The organism is Pantoea eucalypti (genome assembly GCF_009646115.1).
GTDB classification, from domain to species: domain Bacteria; phylum Pseudomonadota; class Gammaproteobacteria; order Enterobacterales; family Enterobacteriaceae; genus Pantoea; species Pantoea eucalypti.
In genome coordinates, this window is sequence record NZ_CP045721.1 from 340,620 (window position 1) to 356,263 (window position 15,644).

Here is a 15,644-nt window from a genome sequence, read left to right on the forward strand (position 1 = left end):
TTCGTCAGTTATTTTGAATAATAGACAATTTGCCGTGCTGGCAGCCTACTTGCCCTGTTCGTCACTTTCACCCAGAAAGAAATACCAGAGTGGAATCGACAACAGCCCGGTAAAGACGGTGGAGTAGAGCAGGATCATCATCGCCTGAGTGATATACATAGTCAGTGACCAGTGGCTGAAAGGGATCTGATACTGATCAATCACGCCACCAATCATCGCATTTGCCATTACCGAGATGACAATCAACGCCAGCACCGTGACGCTGCGCAGAAAATAACGCATCTCTTTACGTTTACCGGCGAAGCGCGACTGAACGATAGCCAGCGGCGACTGCTTATCCGGGGCGATTTCCACCTGAACGATAGCGGCTCGCTGCGCACTGCGCCAGCGCTGAATATCCAGCAGAATCAGCACTATCAGGCTGACACCCATAACGGGCAGGGCATAGCCCAGGGCCAGCATGACAATCAGACTGGTACCCTGTGCGTAGCGCGGCAGTGACAGCCAGGCGGACAACAGCGTCTGCGATGGGCTGAGCTGAGGAACAGCCGGGCGACGTATCCACCACATGCGGTAGCCCAGCACAATCATTGTGCAGAGACCAAAGCCAAACAGCGCCAGAATCAGCTGGTTGGGCAGGCCAAACAGCACGCCCATATGGGCATCCACGCCCCAGCGGGTCAGTTTCGCCACCAGCGGGAAGCTGGCGAACTCAACGCGATCGACCACGCTGAAATTAACCGGATTGATGGAAACTGCATCGACCTGGCTCGGCCAGCTGCGATCAATCTCTGACACTGTCCATGCCTGTTCAGCGTTCTTAGGCTGGCGCAGTTCCAGTTTCGTGGCGTGAAGTCCGGCCTGACGTGCAGCCGCCAGGGCCTGATCCCAGCTGGCATTCGGTTGGTTCAGGATCACCGGCGGCGCGGTTTTCGCTGGCATGGTCATCCCGGACATCGTCATCCCTTCCATCGCACCGCGATGGTCAGCATGGGGATTGGCGGCTTCGGCAGGAACGTTACCATTCAGCGCGGTGTTAACCTGCGGCGTTGTCCAGCCGAAGTCGCTGCGCATCTTATCAATGTTGTTGCCCGCCCACTGTGACCAGGTCAGCCCCGTGACTGAAAAGAACACCAGGCCGATGGCCAGAATCAGACCCAGCGTGACGTGCCAGTGACGCGTTGCTGCAAAGCCACTCTGCGCTTTTTTACGGTGTCGTGGTGGCCGCGTGCCGGCCCATAAAACGAGTCCACCCAGCGCGGCGACCCACAGCCACGAAGCCGCCAGTTCACTGTAATTGCGACCAAAATCTCCCAGCAACAGGCCGCGATGCAGCTGATCCAGCCACATTCGCAGCGGCAACACACCGCTGGTGCCATACACCGTCATATCGCCTTTCACCTGCAGGGTGTAGGGATCAATAAACAGCGAGCGCGACTCAGATGGACCCAACTGAGGCTCAGCAAACTGCACCCGGGTTGTATCCAGCGGGCCTGGTGCGGGACGCACGGCGTAAATGCGCGCGGACTCACCGGCACGGGCACGGGCAGCGGCAATCTGAGCTGACAGCGGTTGTGCGACACCCTGCGCGTCAGTGGTCAGGGCATCGTGGTAAATCGCCTGTTCCAGCTGCGGCGTAAGAACGTAGAGCGTACCGGTGAGAGCGGCGACGAAAATAAATGGCGCAATAAACAGGCCAATATAAAAATGCAGGCGGCGAAACAGGTTAAAAACAGTGCCGCGTGGTGCAGGGGACATTTCCCGATTAGAGGACATAGCATTCCACACTTTTCAAAAGACAAAGGCGATCTGGTGACGTTGTCACGCAATCGAATCAGTTAGCAGTCGGTGTGACGCAAAACAGGGTGGCGCACGCGGTCGGTGAAGGCGCAGTAATCGTCGCCATTGCGGCGGATTAATGGCAGAAGGAGGCGGGGCGCGGCTTATCAGGCACATCCACCAGATGAACGGGATAAAGACCCATAGCATCAGCGGCACATGAACCAGCAAATCGCAGTAACCACAGGCAAAGCCCGAACCCATCATCATCCCGTGATCCGCCATCGCCATCTCGCTGTGATGATCCATCATGGGCATCTCTGCGCTCATGGCAGAGGCATCCTGCATCATGGCGCGATGTTCAGCCAGATTTTTAGAGATCATCGGGGCAACAAACAACAGCAGCACGGCCAGTATCGCAATACCGGCTGTGAGTCGCTGTCGGATGTCAGATCTCTGCATGATTTTAACAGGCATTTGGGGTCAGAATTCAGGGCGGCAGTGTAACGCGAAGGGGATAAAAGGGTTAAATAAAGTGGCTTCTGTAGCGAGAAAATTCGCACTCTTTGAACATATTCACTTTAATTTCAGCATCATTTAACGTAGTTGTTACCACCAGAACACATACAAATAACATTAATGTTTCGGCTGCAGTTAAACCGAACCCATAAAGGATTAAGAATGAAAATTGTCATGCTGGATGGCGACACGCTGCCTGTTTCACTGCCGACCGGAAAGCAGAATGCTGACTGGGAAATTCGTGCACAGACTTCGGTCAGTGAAATCGTGTCGGCGCTTACGGGCGCCACGGTCGCGATCACCAATAAAGTGCCGTTGCGTGCCGACACCTTAAAACTCTTACCCGATCTGCGCTTTATTTGTGTCGCGGCGACCGGATATGACTGTATTGATCTCGATGCCTGTCGTACACGCGGCATTGTGGTCAGTAATGTTCCTGGTTACTCCACCCAGAGCGTTTCAGAGGCGGTTATCGCCGCGATTTTTGCCCTGCGCCGTCAGATGATGGCTTACGCCAGCAATACCCGCATCGACTGGCCGCAGGCTCAGCACTTCTGTCTGCATCGTCAGCCGATAGGGGATATTGGCGGCGCAATGCTGGGTATCGTGGGCAAGGGCGACATTGGCCAGGCGGTCGGCAGGCTGGCTAAGGCGCTGGGTATGCAGGTGCAGTACGCCGAGCGTAAAGGCAGTGACAGGGTGCGTGAGGGTTATGTCAGCTTCGAACAGATGCTCGCGACAAGCGATATTATTTCGCTTCACTGCCCGTTGAGTGACAGCACTCGTCAGATGATCGATCGTCATGCGCTGGAGAAAATGAAATCGCATACGCTGCTAATCAATACCGCGCGCGGCGGACTGATTAACGAAGCCGACCTCGCTAAGGCGTTAAAACAGGGTGTCATTGGGGGGGCGGCGCTGGATGTGCTGAGCAGCGAGCCGCCCGCGCCCGACAATCCGCTGCTGGCGGATCTGCCAACTCTGCTGCTGACGCCGCACATTGCCTGGGCGAGTCGCAGCGGTGTGGAGAATCTGGTGACGGGCGTGATGGCCAATATCGCGGCCTTTATGCAGGGCGAGCCGGTTAATGTGGTGAGTCAGGCCTGGCGGAAATAGTTTTAATCTCTGATATGCGTTGATATTCAGAGCAACCTCGTAGAATTCAGGTGACACGTTTTACAGTGGTTATTAATCAGGCTATTAGTTTCGTTATCTCCATCAGTGACTAAACGTGCGTGCGCGACAGGAATTAGCGCCTTTTACTGGCTGACTCTGCCGTTGTAAGCGCTTCAGGAACAGAAAGGATTCTGGCCAGTGAAAAAGAAGAACAGCACGCCCACACCTCATGATGCGACATTCCGGCAATTTCTGACTCAGCCGGATATTGCCCGGGATTTTATGGCGCTGCACCTGCCGCCGGAGCTGCGCGTACACTGTGATCTCAGCACCCTGAAGCTGGAGTCGGGGTCGTTTGTGGAGGATGACCTTCGGCAGTACTTCAGCGACGTGCTTTACAGTCTTAAAACAACCGCTGGCGATGGATATATCCATGTACTTATTGAGCATCAGTCAGCACCTGACAAACACATGGCATTTCGGCTGATGCGCTATGCAGTGGCAGCTATGCAGCGCCATCTGGAAGCCGGGCATAAGACATTGCCGCTGGTGATACCCATCCTGTTTTACACCGGCAGACGCACGCCCTATCCCTATTCGACCCGGTGGCTGGATGAGTTTGATGACCCGGTGCTGGCGGACAGGCTTTACAGCCACAGTTTTCCGCTGATCGATGTCACGGTGATTCCTGACGATGAGATCATGCAACACCGCAACATGGCGGCTCTGACCCTGTTGCAAAAGCACATCCGGCAGCGAGATCTGACAGAGCTGATGGACAGGCTGGTATCCATTTTGATGGCAGGCGATCACTCTTCATCACAGGTGATATCGCTGGTACACTACATGGTACAGGCGGGCGAAACATCAGACGCCAAAGCCTTTGTACGGGAGCTGGCACGGCGTGTGCCCCAACACGAGAACGCACTTATGACTATTGCACAACAGCTTGAGCAGATAGGTCTTGAGAAAGGCATCGAACAGGGTATTGAACAGGGCATCGAACAGGGACGAAAAGAAGGTGTTCGTGGCGCGAGCCTGAGAATTGCGCGTAACCTGCTGATGAATGGTATGGATCGCAACACGGTTATGCAGATGACCGGTCTGAATGAAGACGATCTGACACAAATTTCACACTAAGATATTTTTTGCACTCTGATAATTACTGGTGCCTCACATCGCCAGTGCGCGGCACCCTTCAAATCAGACGGCTTTCCCAACATCCTGAAATTACGCCGTGTTTTATGACGGCGAGCTAAATATTCACGCTCAGCATCAAAATATCGAACGTCCCAGCTTATCAGTCAGCAATTCCAGCACAGCGGTTCCCGCGAGTGAATTACCCGCGCTGTCCAGCCCAGGTGACCAGACGGCGATGCTCATCTCGCCGGGAATGATAGCAATAATTCCACCCCCCACACCTGACTTAGCTGGCATTCCGACGCGCCATGCGAACTCGCCTGCGCCATCGTACATTCCGCTGGTGATCATCAGTGCGTTTATCTGTCGGGCCTGACGTGGCGTGATCATCTGACTGCCATCCAGCGTTTTTCCCTGATTCGCCAGGTAGATAAAGGTGCGGGCCAGCTCAATGCAGTTCATTGAAAGTGAGCAATAGTGGAAATAGGTCTGCATCACGCTGGTGACATCATTATCAAAATTACCAAACGACTTCATTAACCAGGCGATGGCTGCATTACGGGCCGAGTGTTCAAATTCAGAACGGGCAACATGGCGATCATAATTAATATCGGGCTGCTGACTGAGCTGACGCACAATTTCCAGCATTCGCTGCCGTGGTGCGGTCAGACGGGTTTCCAGCAGATCGCAAATCACCAGTGCACCGGCATTGATGAAAGGGTTACGCGGCTTACCCTGTTCCAGCTCAAGCTGCACCAGCGAATTAAAAGGCTGACCTGAGGGCTCTTTGCCGACCCGCTGCCAGATTTCGCTGTCGTCATAGCGCGTCAGTGCCACAGTGAGTGAGAGCGCCTTTGAGATCGACTGAATCGAAAAGCGCGTCTCAGCATCACCTGCCTGAAAGAGCGTGCCGTCACGCAGGCAAACCGCAATCGCCAGATTGTCGGCCGCCACATCCGCCAGCGCAGGAATATAGTCAGCCACCTTTCCCTGATGGACCAGCGGACGTACCTGGTCCAGGATCGCCTGCAGCAGAGCATTATTCAGTTCAGACACTTACCTTCTCCCGTCGATTCTTGCTGTCCGCATCCGCGACCAGCGAATCATTAATTGATAGCGGCTGGGCCGCAGGTTCAGCTGATAGGTTTTGACTGCGCTGCCAGCGGAGCCAGCAGCATCTGTAGCAGGCTCAGCAGGGCCAGTACACCGAAAGGCAGCGTCCAGTTACCGCTCTGCTCATGGAGCACGCCGAAAAACAAAGGGCCAAATGCCGCCAGTGCATAACCCACACACTGCGCCATGCCCGACAGTTGCGAGGCCTGGCGGTGATGAGTGGCTCGCAGATTAAACAGCGAGAGGCAAAGCACCAGCGATGCGCCCGCGCCCAGTCCAGCCAGTGTCAGCCAGATGGCGGCCCAATGCGGATTAAGCATCAAACCCAGCATGCCAAGGAAAATACCCGATGAGGCAATAAATGCAGTGAGCCGGGCGTCTTTAACCCGCTTCAGAACCACCATACAGCCCAGATTGGCAATGATCGCAATCGCCTGATACCAGAATAGCAGCCAGCCCGCACGGTTCTGACTGAAGCCATTGTCCTGAGCAAAGACAGCAAACCAGTCGATCAGGGTATAAAATGCCAGCGACTGCAGCGCCATAAACAGCGCGATCTGCCAGCCCCCGGCTGATTTCCAGGGATGACGATACGCGACGGGCGCATCGGTTGCCGCGACTGTTGACTGCCGCTGACGCAACAGCGGCAGCCAGACAATCAGCGCCACCAGCCCGGGCAGTGCCCAGACGACCAGCGAGAGTCGCCAGCCGGCCGATGAAAGCTGGCTCAGCGGCACGGCAATGCCTGAAGCCAGGCTGGCAGTGATCGACATCGTTGCAGCATAGAGACCAATATATTTAGCGGTGTGGGCGGTGAAATCGCGTTTAATCAGTGGTGGCAACAAGACGTTGGCGGCGGCAATGCCTGCGCTAAGCAGCAGCGTTCCCCCCCACAGTGCTGCTTCGGCGGGGTGCCAGCGCAATAGTGAACCGGCCGTGATCAGACACAGCGCACCCCACAAACTCCGCTCCAGCCCAAGCTGATTTCCCAGCCAGGCGGCGGGTGGGGCGAGCAGGGCAAAGAGGATAAGTGGAATAAAATTAAACAGGCCCGCTTCACCGGCAGTGAGTCCAAACGTCTGACGAATATCCTGCAATACCGGGCCAGCGACAGTAATAGGTGCGCGAAGGTTCGCGGCAGTAAGCAGCAGGACGAACAAAAAAAACGTAGCGCTTGAAAACGCAGTAGGAGATTTAGCGGCGTGTTGTACAGGCATCATGGCAGGGATCATCACAGGCAGCAGTGCTGCGGGGGCGTTGCTTGACGTTAACGCTTACGCATCAGAATTGATGTCTGGGCGCTACTCTACTGACCGGGTAGCGGCGTGTAAAGCCTTGTTATGCGATGGAATAGCGTAAATGCGATCTCGCCACACTGTCTGCTGTTTAGTCATCAATGGAATTCAGGTTCAGGGAAGTGACCGCAGTCATTCTGGCTGGGATCGGTGCCGGGCTGACAGGTCTGCTGACGGGTTTCGGCTGCGGGAACCTGTTTTTCAGCGTGCCACGGGGCGCTGGCGCTGCATGCACTGAGAAGTGAAACCAGAATCATCACACTGACAACGCGCATAGCCGCTCCTTATTAACCGTCACGAACAAAGTTACGTCGGTGATCGCAGGTTTGCAGGTCAGGGACGTCTTACCTGAGTGTGGTCGCTAAGGAGATTCTGTCAATTAAAACAGCGCAAACATCAGGGCGACAGGAAAACTCATCGGCCAGGTCGCACCGACTAAAAAGGCGCTCAGCAGTTTGATACTCAGCTTATCTTTTGCGATGAAGAACGTGATCAGCGTAGCGACCAGTGCAACAACAGCATAGAAAATGAGCATTCCCTGGTACAGTGTCATCGTAATCTCCGCAGCGTCATTAAGGTTTTCGCTGCGCATGATGCGGATTTTTGTGATCCAGATCAAGAGGTGCGCGGTTTAGGATCTAAAGAAATCATGGATTAAGCGCGCAATTCGGACTCTGAACTGCACTATCACATCAGGCGATTTCAGGCTGAAACCCGGCCGAAAAATGCCGCTAAAACCTTTGCTGCCGCCGCAAATGCATTCCTACAACCGCTGGCGAATACTTCTCTGTTATTCGTTGGCAGGATGTAAAAAGCCCGCCAGCGAGTGCGGGCAATATATTACAGCGCCAAGGGGTGTGACTTAACTCTGGTGATATAACGCCATCACTTCCTCCAGGTCCGGAGTCCGTGGGTTGCCGCCAGTGCAGACATCATCCAGCGCCGCCTGTGCCAGTGCTGGGATATCCACTTCTTTTAAGCCCACTTCACGCAGCGAGCGGGGAATACCCACATCGCGACAGAGCTGACGAACCGCGGCGACCGCCGCTTCCCGCGCCTGATCCAGCGATAATGACTCGACCTGTTTTACACCCATTGCGCGGGCAACATCGCGATATTTTTCGCCTGTGCAGGAGGCATTCCACGCCATCACCTGCGGCAGCAGAATAGCGTTCGCTACACCGTGCGGGACGTTATAAAACGCGCCAAGCGGGTGTGCCATGCCATGCACCAGACCAAGGCCGACATTGGAGAAACCCATACCGGCCACATATTGTCCCAGCGCCATCTGCTCAACCGCCTCAATATTTCCTGCCACCGATTTGCGCAGTGACTGGCTGATAATCTCAATGGCTTTGAGGTGCAGCATATCGGTCAGGGGCCAGGCGCCGCGTGTGATATAGCCTTCAATGGCATGGGTTAAGGCATCAATACCCGTCGCAGCCTTCAGCGAAGCTGGCATGCTCGCCATCATCTCCGCATCAATGATCGCCACTTTCGGAATGTCATGAGGATCGACACAGACAAACTTACGGCGCTTCTCTTCATCAGTAATGACGTAATTAATCGTCACTTCTGCGGCTGTGCCTGCCGTGGTCGGGATGGCGATGATTGGCACACACGGATGGCGGGTGGGGCTGGCGCCTTCCAGACTGCGGACATCTTCAAACTCAGGGTTATTAATAATAATGCCGATCGCCTTGCTGGTATCCTGTGGTGAGCCGCCACCGATGGCTATCAGGTAGTCGGCACCTGACTCTCTGAACACCGCAACACCCTTCTGCACAACCCGAATGGTAGGATTCGGCACCACCTCATCATACACCGCCCAGTCAAGCTGATGGTGCGCCAGCAGATCAGTCACCCGTTTCAGCGCACCCGCCGCGACCAGCGCTTTGTCAGTAACGATCAGTGCTTTTCGCATCCCGCGACGTTGTACCTCTTCCGGCAAATGGCGCAAAGCACCAGCACCAAACCAGGCGGTTTCATTGAAAATCATACGTTGGGTCATTAAAACATCCTCTGTTAACAAATGAATTTTTAACATCCGTGATCTCCGGTGAATGTTCTGCGCAAACCCTCTCACTTTCAGGTAAAGACATTTGATAAAAATCAATCAATTAGTAAAAATCGCTGCGCCTGTGCCCGCTGGTTTTCGTGCGGTATGTCTGAAATCAGGCTATAGACCTGTTGATGGATTTCTCACAGTCGTCAGTGGTATGTAACACTGCTTCATCAGCAAACCCGCATGCCTATGAGGAAAGAATACATGACCCGATTCGTAATGAATAAAAAGGATGATCTCGTCGACAGCGCGTTAGATGGCATGATTTACGCCAGCCCGTGGCGCAATCTGGTCCGGTTGCAGGTCGATCCGCGCATTCGCATCGTGATGCGTAATGACTGGCAAAAACAGCAGGTCGCGCTGATTTCCGGTGGCGGTTCAGGCCATGAACCGGCGCATGTCGGTTTTATCGGCAAAGGGATGCTGACGGCGGCCGTCTGTGGCGATGTGTTTGCTTCTCCCAGCGTGGACGCGGTTTACAACGCCATCATCAATATTACCGGTGAGGCAGGATGTCTGCTGATTGTGAAAAACTACACCGGGGATCGACTCAACTTCGGTCTGGCAGCAGAAAAAGCGCGTAAAGCGGGATTCAGCATCACTATGGTGATTGTCGGTGATGATGTTGCGTTGCCCGATAACCCTCAGCCACGCGGCGTAGCGGGCACGTTGCTGGTGCATAAAGTGGCGGGCTTCGTCGCAGAAAGGGGGGATGACCTGGCGGCGGTGACCGAGGCAGCAGAGGCAGCCAGTCGTGCTATCGCCACTATGGGCGTTGCGCTCTCAAGCTGCCATCTGCCGGATGAGCAGACCGGCCAGCGGGTGCCAGACGGCAGCGTTGAAATGGGGCTGGGGATTCACGGCGAACCGGGTGTTGACGTAATGCAGACGCAAAACAGTCAGCAGATTGTGCAGCATCTGCTGGAGAAAGTGGTGCCGGACAACGATCAGCCACGCGCGCTGTTAGTCAATAATCTTGGTGGCATGTCCGCGCTGGAGATGAGTCTGGTAACGCGGGACCTGATTGAGTCGCCGCTCAGCCGGGGCAGTGATTATCTGATTGGCCCGGCTCCGCTGATGACCGCGCTGGACATGAAAGGCTTTTCCGTCACCTCCATGACGTTGACACCGCTGTTCGAGGAGGCAATCTGCGCGCCGGTTGAGGTCACCGGCTGGGTTCAGGCTGTTAAAATTGCGCCTCTGCAGCCTGTTATTGCCCCCAGAGAGGCAACAGCACAGACGGCCCAACCCTCTGATAACCCGACGGTGGCGGCTTTCGTTGACAGCATCTGTTCAACCCTGATCGCCAGCGAAAGCGAGCTGAATAAACTGGATGCCCAGGTGGGCGATGGCGACACCGGCTCGACCTTTGCTGCAGGTGCGCGTCAGATCCAGCGTGAATGTGTGGATAACAAGCTGCCGTTAAATGCCTTACCGGATCTGCTCGCGGTGACGGGTGAACGACTGGCGACGGTGATGGGCGGCTCCAGCGGCGTGCTGATGGCGATCTTTTTCACCGCTGCCGCGCAGCAGCTGGCGGAAGGTGGTGCACTGCCCGCAGCCTTGCTGCAGGGTCTGGAAAAGATGAAGCAGTATGGCGGGGCACAACCCGGGGATCGCACGCTGATTGATGCGCTGCAACCGGCTATCGAGGCACTGGTGGCGGGTAAATCGCTGGCAGAGGCGGCTGATGCGGCACAGCAGGGCAGTGATGCAACCGCCAGCATGGGGAAAGCAAAAGCGGGCCGATCATCTTATCTTAACAGTGCTAACCTCAACGGCGTGTCTGATCCGGGTGCCGTCGCGGTCGCCAGAGTCTTTGCGGCATTAAAAAAACTTTAGTGCTGTGACGACGCTAAATGCCTCTGAAGAAAGGCCAGTAACTGGCGGTTTACTTCGCTGCGCTGACGGTGCTGCGGGTAAACCGCATTCAGGGAGAGCGGGGACGGCAGATAGTCGTCCAGCACGGTCACCAGTTCACCGCGTTGCAGGGCAGTCTCAACGATAAAGGCGGGTAACAATACCAGTCCTAAGCCTGCCAGTGCGGCATCACGCAGGACCTCACCATTGTTACTCACCATCGGCCCCTGCACCGCCAGCCACTTCGGTTTACCATTCACCTGCAATTCCCAGCCATTCTGACCTTCACGTCCGTAGCGCAGACAGGCGTGTTGCAGCAGGGCTTCTGGCTGCTGCGGTGTGCCTGCACGTTCCAGATAGCGGGGGCTGCAGCAGATAACCCGCTTCAGCTCGCCCAGCGGCCGAGCAATCAGCGTTGAGTCCGCCAGGGTGCCGATGCGTATCGCCATGTCCACGCCTTCGCCAATGACATCCGCATAGCGATCCGCCAGCTCAATCTGAAACTGCAATGCCGGGTGGTGGCTGAGGAACTCGGCGATCAGCGGCGACAGGTGGCTCATACCAAAGGACATCGGCATATTAATGCGGAAGGTGCCACGCAGCGCCTGCTGCTGCTCAGACACTGCCAGTTCTGCTTCCTGAATCTCATCCAGGATACGCTGAGCATGCTGCGAAAACAGCAGCCCCGCATCCGTTACTGACAGTTTGCGCGTATTGCGGATCAGCAGGCGAACCCCTAATGACGCCTCCAGCGCAGCCATACGGCGGCTGACATACTGTTTCGATAACATCAATTGCTCAGCCGCTGCAGTAAAGTTGCCAGCATGCATCACGGCGACATAAATCCGGAGGTCTTCAATCTGCATAGTGTCCACTTATTGGTGACAGTCATAGGGATTCAGGCGATATTTCAGCCGCAGACGTTAACTTATATCGGGTAATGGGTGACAGGGCAACGCGTCAGCTGCCGGCGTCTGCGCGACGGAGATCATAGATTTGCCGTTCCGCTGCCACGAAACAGGCAGGCTGCCGGGTCAATTGTGCGAAAGCCGTTATAGTAAGCAGGCAGTGATGTAATGCGTCTGGAAAATTTTCGGGTTAATTCGATAAGGAGTGGCTGGTGAAAAAATTACTCTGCGCAACGGTGCTTGCCGTGTTGCCCATGACCACGCTGGCGGCGTCGGTGTTTACGCTGCAATCTGAGGACTTCAGCGATAATGCGCTACTGGATAAAAAGTTTGCCGGTGCCAATAAAAGTAATCCTTCCTGTACCGGTGAGAATATTTCTCCTCAACTCAACTGGTCTGCTGCGCCTGCGGGAACCCGCAGTTTTGCGCTGCTGATGACCGATCCGGTCGGGGCCAAAGGGCTGGGGGTCACGCACATGGTGGCCTATAACATTCCTGCCAGCCGCACGTCTTTTGCGCAGGGGGCGCTGACAAAGGGCAAGGATTATACCGGTGGAAAAAATACGCCAGGCACGCTGCATTATTACGGGCCTTGCCCGCCAGCAGGCAGTGGTCTGCATCACTATAACTTTGTGCTGATCGCCACCGATTTACCGGTGGGGCAGCTGAAAGCGGGGTTAACCCAGGCAGAGTTGGTCACGCAACTGAAAGGCCATGCGCTGGGGGCGGCCAGCACAGTGGGCCGCTTCAGTAATGAATAATCTGCACCCGGAATAAAGAAACGCTTGTGGCACGCGTAAGGGCGGTTAAATAAGGTGGGCGGAGCGTCCGGTCGCAGATAAAAAAACACCCTGCAGAGCAGGGTGTCAGAACACTTATTTACCCGCTGTCGCGGCGGGTTTATTTCGTTTGCGCAGCTTGTCGATTAATCGATGTGCTTCTGCCTTAGTCGCCACCGCAGGGGAAGAACCGGTCAGCGGCTGACGGGCCGTCTCGCGAACGGTCAGAATAGTCAGCAGGCCAATGATACCCGCGCCCATCATGTAGTAGGCCGGCATCATCGTGTTTTTAGTGGTATCCACCAGCCATGCGGTAATCAGCGGTGTGGTACCACCAAACAGGGAAACTGACAGGTTAAAGCCAATGGCCAGCGCACTGTAACGGATATCGGTGGTGAACAGGGCTGGCAGCGTCGAAGGCATGGTGCCGCTGAAGCAGGTATGCAACACACCCAGAATCATGAGTCCGCCAAATACCGCCCACATATTCCCGGACCCGATCAGCATAAAGCTCGGGATAGCGAGGAGAATCAGGCCCACCGCACCAAAGGCAATTACCGGACGACGACCAATACGGTCAGTCCAGCGACCCCAAAGCAGCGTCAGCGGCATCATCACAAACATCGCCACCATCACCAGAAGCAGGCCACTTAACTCTGGCAGACCCAGTATCCCGGTCAGGTAGCTCGGCATGTACGACGTCAGCATATAGTTAGAAACGTTAAACAGCAGCACCAGACCAATACACTTCATCATCGGCGCACGGTATTTGCTCAGCATCTGCATCAGTGTCAGACGCGGTTTGCTCTGCTCCAGCGCTTCCTGTTTTTCCATATGCTGCTGGAATGCTGGAGTCTCTTCCAGCTTCAGTCGCACATAGAGACCAAACAGGCCCAGCGGCGCGGCGATAAAGAACGGCACGCGCCAGCCCCAGGACATCATGGCCTCATTGGACATCACGGTCGTCATGACCGTCACCAGGCTGGCACCCATCAGATAGCCGCCAATGGTCCCGAACTCAAGGAAGCTGCCCATAAAGCCACGGCGTTTATCGGTGGAGTACTCGGCGATAAAGGTCGCGGCACCGCCATATTCACCCCCGGTCGAGAAGCCCTGAATCAGGCGCGCCACCAGAAGCAGAATGGGTGCCATGATGCCGATTGAAGAGTATGCCGGGATCAGACCGATACAGAATGTCCCGATCGACATCATGATCATTGTCATCGCCAGCACTTTCTGTCGGCCGATACGGTCACCCAGCGGCCCGAATACCAGGCCACCAATCGGACGCACCAGGAAGGCCGCTGCGAACGTACCAAAGGTGGCAATCAGCTGAACCGCGTTGTTGGCATCAGGGAAAAAGACTTTGCCGATGATCACGGCGAGATAGCTGTATACCCCGAAGTCGAACCATTCCATCGCATTACCTAATGCCGCTGCGCCAACCGCACGCTTCAGCATGTCGTTATCGATCACGGTAATGTCGTCGACAGTCAGCTCTTTAGGCTTCCTGTTCCAGAAATGTTTCTTTGGGTGTTCAGACGATGAGTTTCTGGTGTCCATATTCTCCTCAGGTGCATCAATGAAGGAGTCTTATAGCTTTCGCAGCCGCAAACAATGTTCAGAAGAAACCGTGGAAATGAAAGCTATAAGAAGCCGAAAAATTTTAAGTGAAGCGGCAAAAGCCGCAGCCGGTTAACCATAGACCACGATTGTAAGGTTTTGCAAGTTTTCAGCCGAAAAAGCTAACTTTGATGGAAAATTCAGCACGGCGCTCTGACTCCTGAGTGCTTACGGCCATAAACATTTTTAAATATTGCCTGGTAATAGCTCTTTTCATGTGTGGATCTGTTTATGGCTGTTTTCGCCACAATGACTGCCGAAAAAGAGGCTCACGCATGCAGAGTAATCTGCGGCAGGGATGGCTAAGGGGTGGTGGTATATTTCCATCCACCGCATATCCATAGCAGGATTAGTTGGTAGTTAACGCATAAAGGGAATGGCAGTGTAAGGCTATTCCATGCCAACAGAGTCTCTCTCATGAGCGCGTTAACAACAGCAGAATTGCCGGTTATCGATTTCGCATTATTGTCAGGTAATCAACAGCAGCAGCAACAGGTGCTGGAAAAGTTAAGCCAGGCCGCGCGTGATGTCGGTTTCTTCTATTTAATCAATCACGGCATCGACCGTGAATTATCAGATGAGGTTCAGGACGTCGCGCGGAAATTTTTTGCCCTGCCACAGGCGGAAAAATCCGCGGTAGCGATGGCTAACTCGCCTCATTTTCGTGGTTATAACCTGGCGGGCGTGGAAATAACCCGCAGCCAGCCCGACTATCGTGAGCAGTTCGATATTGGTGCGGAACGGGAAGCGCTGCCCGTTACTGCCGATTCCCCCACCTGGCAACGGATGCAGGGGCCGAATCAGTGGCCTGAAGCCTTACCAGAACTGCAAACCGTGGTCACCCGCTGGCAGCAGCAGATGACAGAGGTAGCGCTGGCGTTACTGCGCGCCTTTGCCCAGGCACTTAATCTGCCGCGCAACGCTTTCGACAACCTCTACGGCGACTATCCCAACGAACATATCAAACTGATTCGCTATCCGGGACGCACCCAGGGCGAATCACGCCAGGGTGTTGGCGCGCATAAAGATTCCGGCTTCCTGACCATGCTGTTGCAGGATGACCAGCCGGGCCTGCAGGTTGAAGTGACACCGGACAACTGGATCGATGCGTCGCCGCTGCCGGGTGCCTTTGTGGTGAACATTGGCGAACTGCTGGAGCTGGCGACCAACGGCTACCTGCGCGCGACGGTGCATCGCGTGGTCTCACCACCTCAAAGCAGCGAGCGCTTATCCATTGCCTTCTTCCTGGGTGCCCAGCTGGATGCGGTGGTGCCAGTCTATCAACTGCCTCCCCAGCTGGCTCGGCTGGCACAGGGACCGGGCAGCGATCCGCTCAACCCACTGCTGCGCGAAGTGGGCTGGAACTACCTCAAGGGCCGGCTGCGTTCGCATCCGGACGTCGCCCGGCGTTTCTATCCCGAACATAACACTCACTGATAACGATAAG

Annotated in this window: 14 protein-coding genes; 5 read left to right on the forward strand and 9 right to left on the reverse strand. The window is 55.2% G+C overall.

The window, feature by feature from the left end; translation table 11 throughout:
- Positions 1 to 45: 45 nt before the first annotated feature.
- Complete coding sequence (locus EE896_RS20485; protein ID WP_140915943.1) at positions 46 to 1,776, reverse strand: DUF2534 family protein; 1,731 nt, start codon at positions 1,774 to 1,776, stop codon at positions 46 to 48.
- 45 nt (positions 1,777 to 1,821) lie between these two features.
- Positions 1,822 to 2,241 (reverse strand): DUF2946 domain-containing protein, encoded by a 420-nt coding sequence (locus EE896_RS20490; protein ID WP_008924742.1) that lies wholly within the window; start codon positions 2,239 to 2,241, stop codon positions 1,822 to 1,824.
- 219 nt (positions 2,242 to 2,460) lie between these two features.
- On the opposite strand from EE896_RS20490, the gene EE896_RS20495 reads away from it, so the two are divergent.
- Together EE896_RS20495 and EE896_RS20500 are read left to right on the forward strand one after the other, a co-directional pair.
- The gene (locus EE896_RS20495) at positions 2,461 to 3,414 is read left to right on the forward strand and encodes a D-2-hydroxyacid dehydrogenase (RefSeq protein ID WP_140915942.1); all 954 of its coding nucleotides are present in this window, start codon (positions 2,461 to 2,463) and stop codon (positions 3,412 to 3,414) included.
- 198 nt (positions 3,415 to 3,612) lie between these two features.
- The gene (locus tag EE896_RS20500) at positions 3,613 to 4,554 is read left to right on the forward strand and encodes an Rpn family recombination-promoting nuclease/putative transposase (protein WP_140915941.1); all 942 of its coding nucleotides are present in this window, start codon (positions 3,613 to 3,615) and stop codon (positions 4,552 to 4,554) included.
- Positions 4,555 to 4,689: 135 nt separating this feature from the next.
- Here the strand turns inward: EE896_RS20500 and glsB are convergent, their stop codons facing one another.
- The 5 genes from glsB to fucO form a co-directional block, all read right to left on the reverse strand.
- Positions 4,690 to 5,610, reverse strand: coding sequence for a glutaminase B (gene glsB / locus EE896_RS20505; RefSeq protein ID WP_008924740.1), 921 nt, complete (start codon positions 5,608 to 5,610; stop codon positions 4,690 to 4,692).
- 77 nt (positions 5,611 to 5,687) lie between these two features.
- Positions 5,688 to 6,887 carry a CynX/NimT family MFS transporter gene (locus EE896_RS20510; protein WP_140915940.1) on the reverse strand — a complete coding sequence of 400 codons (1,200 nt, stop codon included), beginning with the start codon at positions 6,885 to 6,887 and terminating at the stop codon, positions 5,688 to 5,690.
- A gap of 173 nt (positions 6,888 to 7,060) precedes the next feature.
- A complete protein-coding gene (locus EE896_RS22460) occupies positions 7,061 to 7,237 on the reverse strand; it encodes a hypothetical protein (RefSeq protein WP_003851540.1) in 177 nt (58 codons plus the stop codon).
- Positions 7,238 to 7,341: 104 nt separating this feature from the next.
- Complete coding sequence (locus tag EE896_RS20515) at positions 7,342 to 7,515, reverse strand: GhoT/OrtT family toxin (protein WP_008924737.1); 174 nt, start codon at positions 7,513 to 7,515, stop codon at positions 7,342 to 7,344.
- 309 nt (positions 7,516 to 7,824) lie between these two features.
- Positions 7,825 to 8,973, reverse strand: coding sequence for a lactaldehyde reductase (gene fucO / locus EE896_RS20520; protein ID WP_110411819.1), 1,149 nt, complete (start codon positions 8,971 to 8,973; stop codon positions 7,825 to 7,827).
- 258 nt (positions 8,974 to 9,231) lie between these two features.
- Here fucO and EE896_RS20525 point away from each other — a divergent pair, with 258 nt between their 5' ends.
- Entirely contained in the window at positions 9,232 to 10,869 is a 1,638-nt protein-coding gene (locus EE896_RS20525) for a dihydroxyacetone kinase subunit DhaK (protein WP_140915939.1), read from the forward strand.
- Here EE896_RS20525 and EE896_RS20530 read toward each other — a convergent pair.
- Entirely contained in the window at positions 10,866 to 11,753 is an 888-nt protein-coding gene (locus tag EE896_RS20530) for a LysR family transcriptional regulator (RefSeq protein ID WP_140915938.1), read from the reverse strand. The genes EE896_RS20525 and EE896_RS20530 overlap by 4 nt on opposite strands.
- 254 nt (positions 11,754 to 12,007) lie before the next feature.
- Here EE896_RS20530 and EE896_RS20535 point away from each other — a divergent pair, with 254 nt between their 5' ends.
- Entirely contained in the window at positions 12,008 to 12,556 is a 549-nt protein-coding gene (locus EE896_RS20535) for a YbhB/YbcL family Raf kinase inhibitor-like protein (protein WP_140915937.1), read from the forward strand.
- A gap of 114 nt (positions 12,557 to 12,670) precedes the next feature.
- On the opposite strand, the gene proP is transcribed toward EE896_RS20535, so the two are convergent.
- A complete protein-coding gene (proP, locus tag EE896_RS20540) occupies positions 12,671 to 14,137 on the reverse strand; it encodes a glycine betaine/L-proline transporter ProP (RefSeq protein WP_039661383.1) in 1,467 nt (488 codons plus the stop codon).
- A gap of 477 nt (positions 14,138 to 14,614) precedes the next feature.
- Between proP and EE896_RS20545 the strand changes: the two genes are divergently transcribed.
- Entirely contained in the window at positions 14,615 to 15,634 is a 1,020-nt protein-coding gene (locus EE896_RS20545; protein ID WP_140033846.1) for an isopenicillin N synthase family dioxygenase, read from the forward strand.
- The last annotated feature ends 10 nt before the right edge of the window (positions 15,635 to 15,644 follow it).

Bases quoted from the DNA above. Each gene is read 5' to 3' on its own strand.
- fucO (WP_110411819.1), bottom strand. From the start codon at position 8,973: ATGACCCAACGTATGATTTTCAATGAAACCGCCTGGTTTGGTGCTGGT.
- EE896_RS20515 (WP_008924737.1), bottom strand. From the start codon at position 7,515: ATGACACTGTACCAGGGAATGCTCATTTTCTATGCTGTTGTTGCACTG.
- EE896_RS20495 (WP_140915942.1), top strand. From the start codon at position 2,461: ATGAAAATTGTCATGCTGGATGGCGACACGCTGCCTGTTTCACTGCCG.
- EE896_RS20545 (WP_140033846.1), top strand. From the start codon at position 14,615: ATGAGCGCGTTAACAACAGCAGAATTGCCGGTTATCGATTTCGCATTA.
- EE896_RS20525 (WP_140915939.1), top strand. From the start codon at position 9,232: ATGACCCGATTCGTAATGAATAAAAAGGATGATCTCGTCGACAGCGCG.
- proP (WP_039661383.1), bottom strand. From the start codon at position 14,137: ATGGACACCAGAAACTCATCGTCTGAACACCCAAAGAAACATTTCTGG.
- EE896_RS20510 (WP_140915940.1), bottom strand. From the start codon at position 6,887: ATGATGCCTGTACAACACGCCGCTAAATCTCCTACTGCGTTTTCAAGC.
- EE896_RS20530 (WP_140915938.1), bottom strand. From the start codon at position 11,753: ATGCAGATTGAAGACCTCCGGATTTATGTCGCCGTGATGCATGCTGGC.
- EE896_RS22460 (WP_003851540.1), bottom strand. From the start codon at position 7,237: ATGCGCGTTGTCAGTGTGATGATTCTGGTTTCACTTCTCAGTGCATGC.
- EE896_RS20485 (WP_140915943.1), bottom strand. From the start codon at position 1,776: ATGTCCTCTAATCGGGAAATGTCCCCTGCACCACGCGGCACTGTTTTT.
- EE896_RS20490 (WP_008924742.1), bottom strand. From the start codon at position 2,241: ATGCAGAGATCTGACATCCGACAGCGACTCACAGCCGGTATTGCGATA.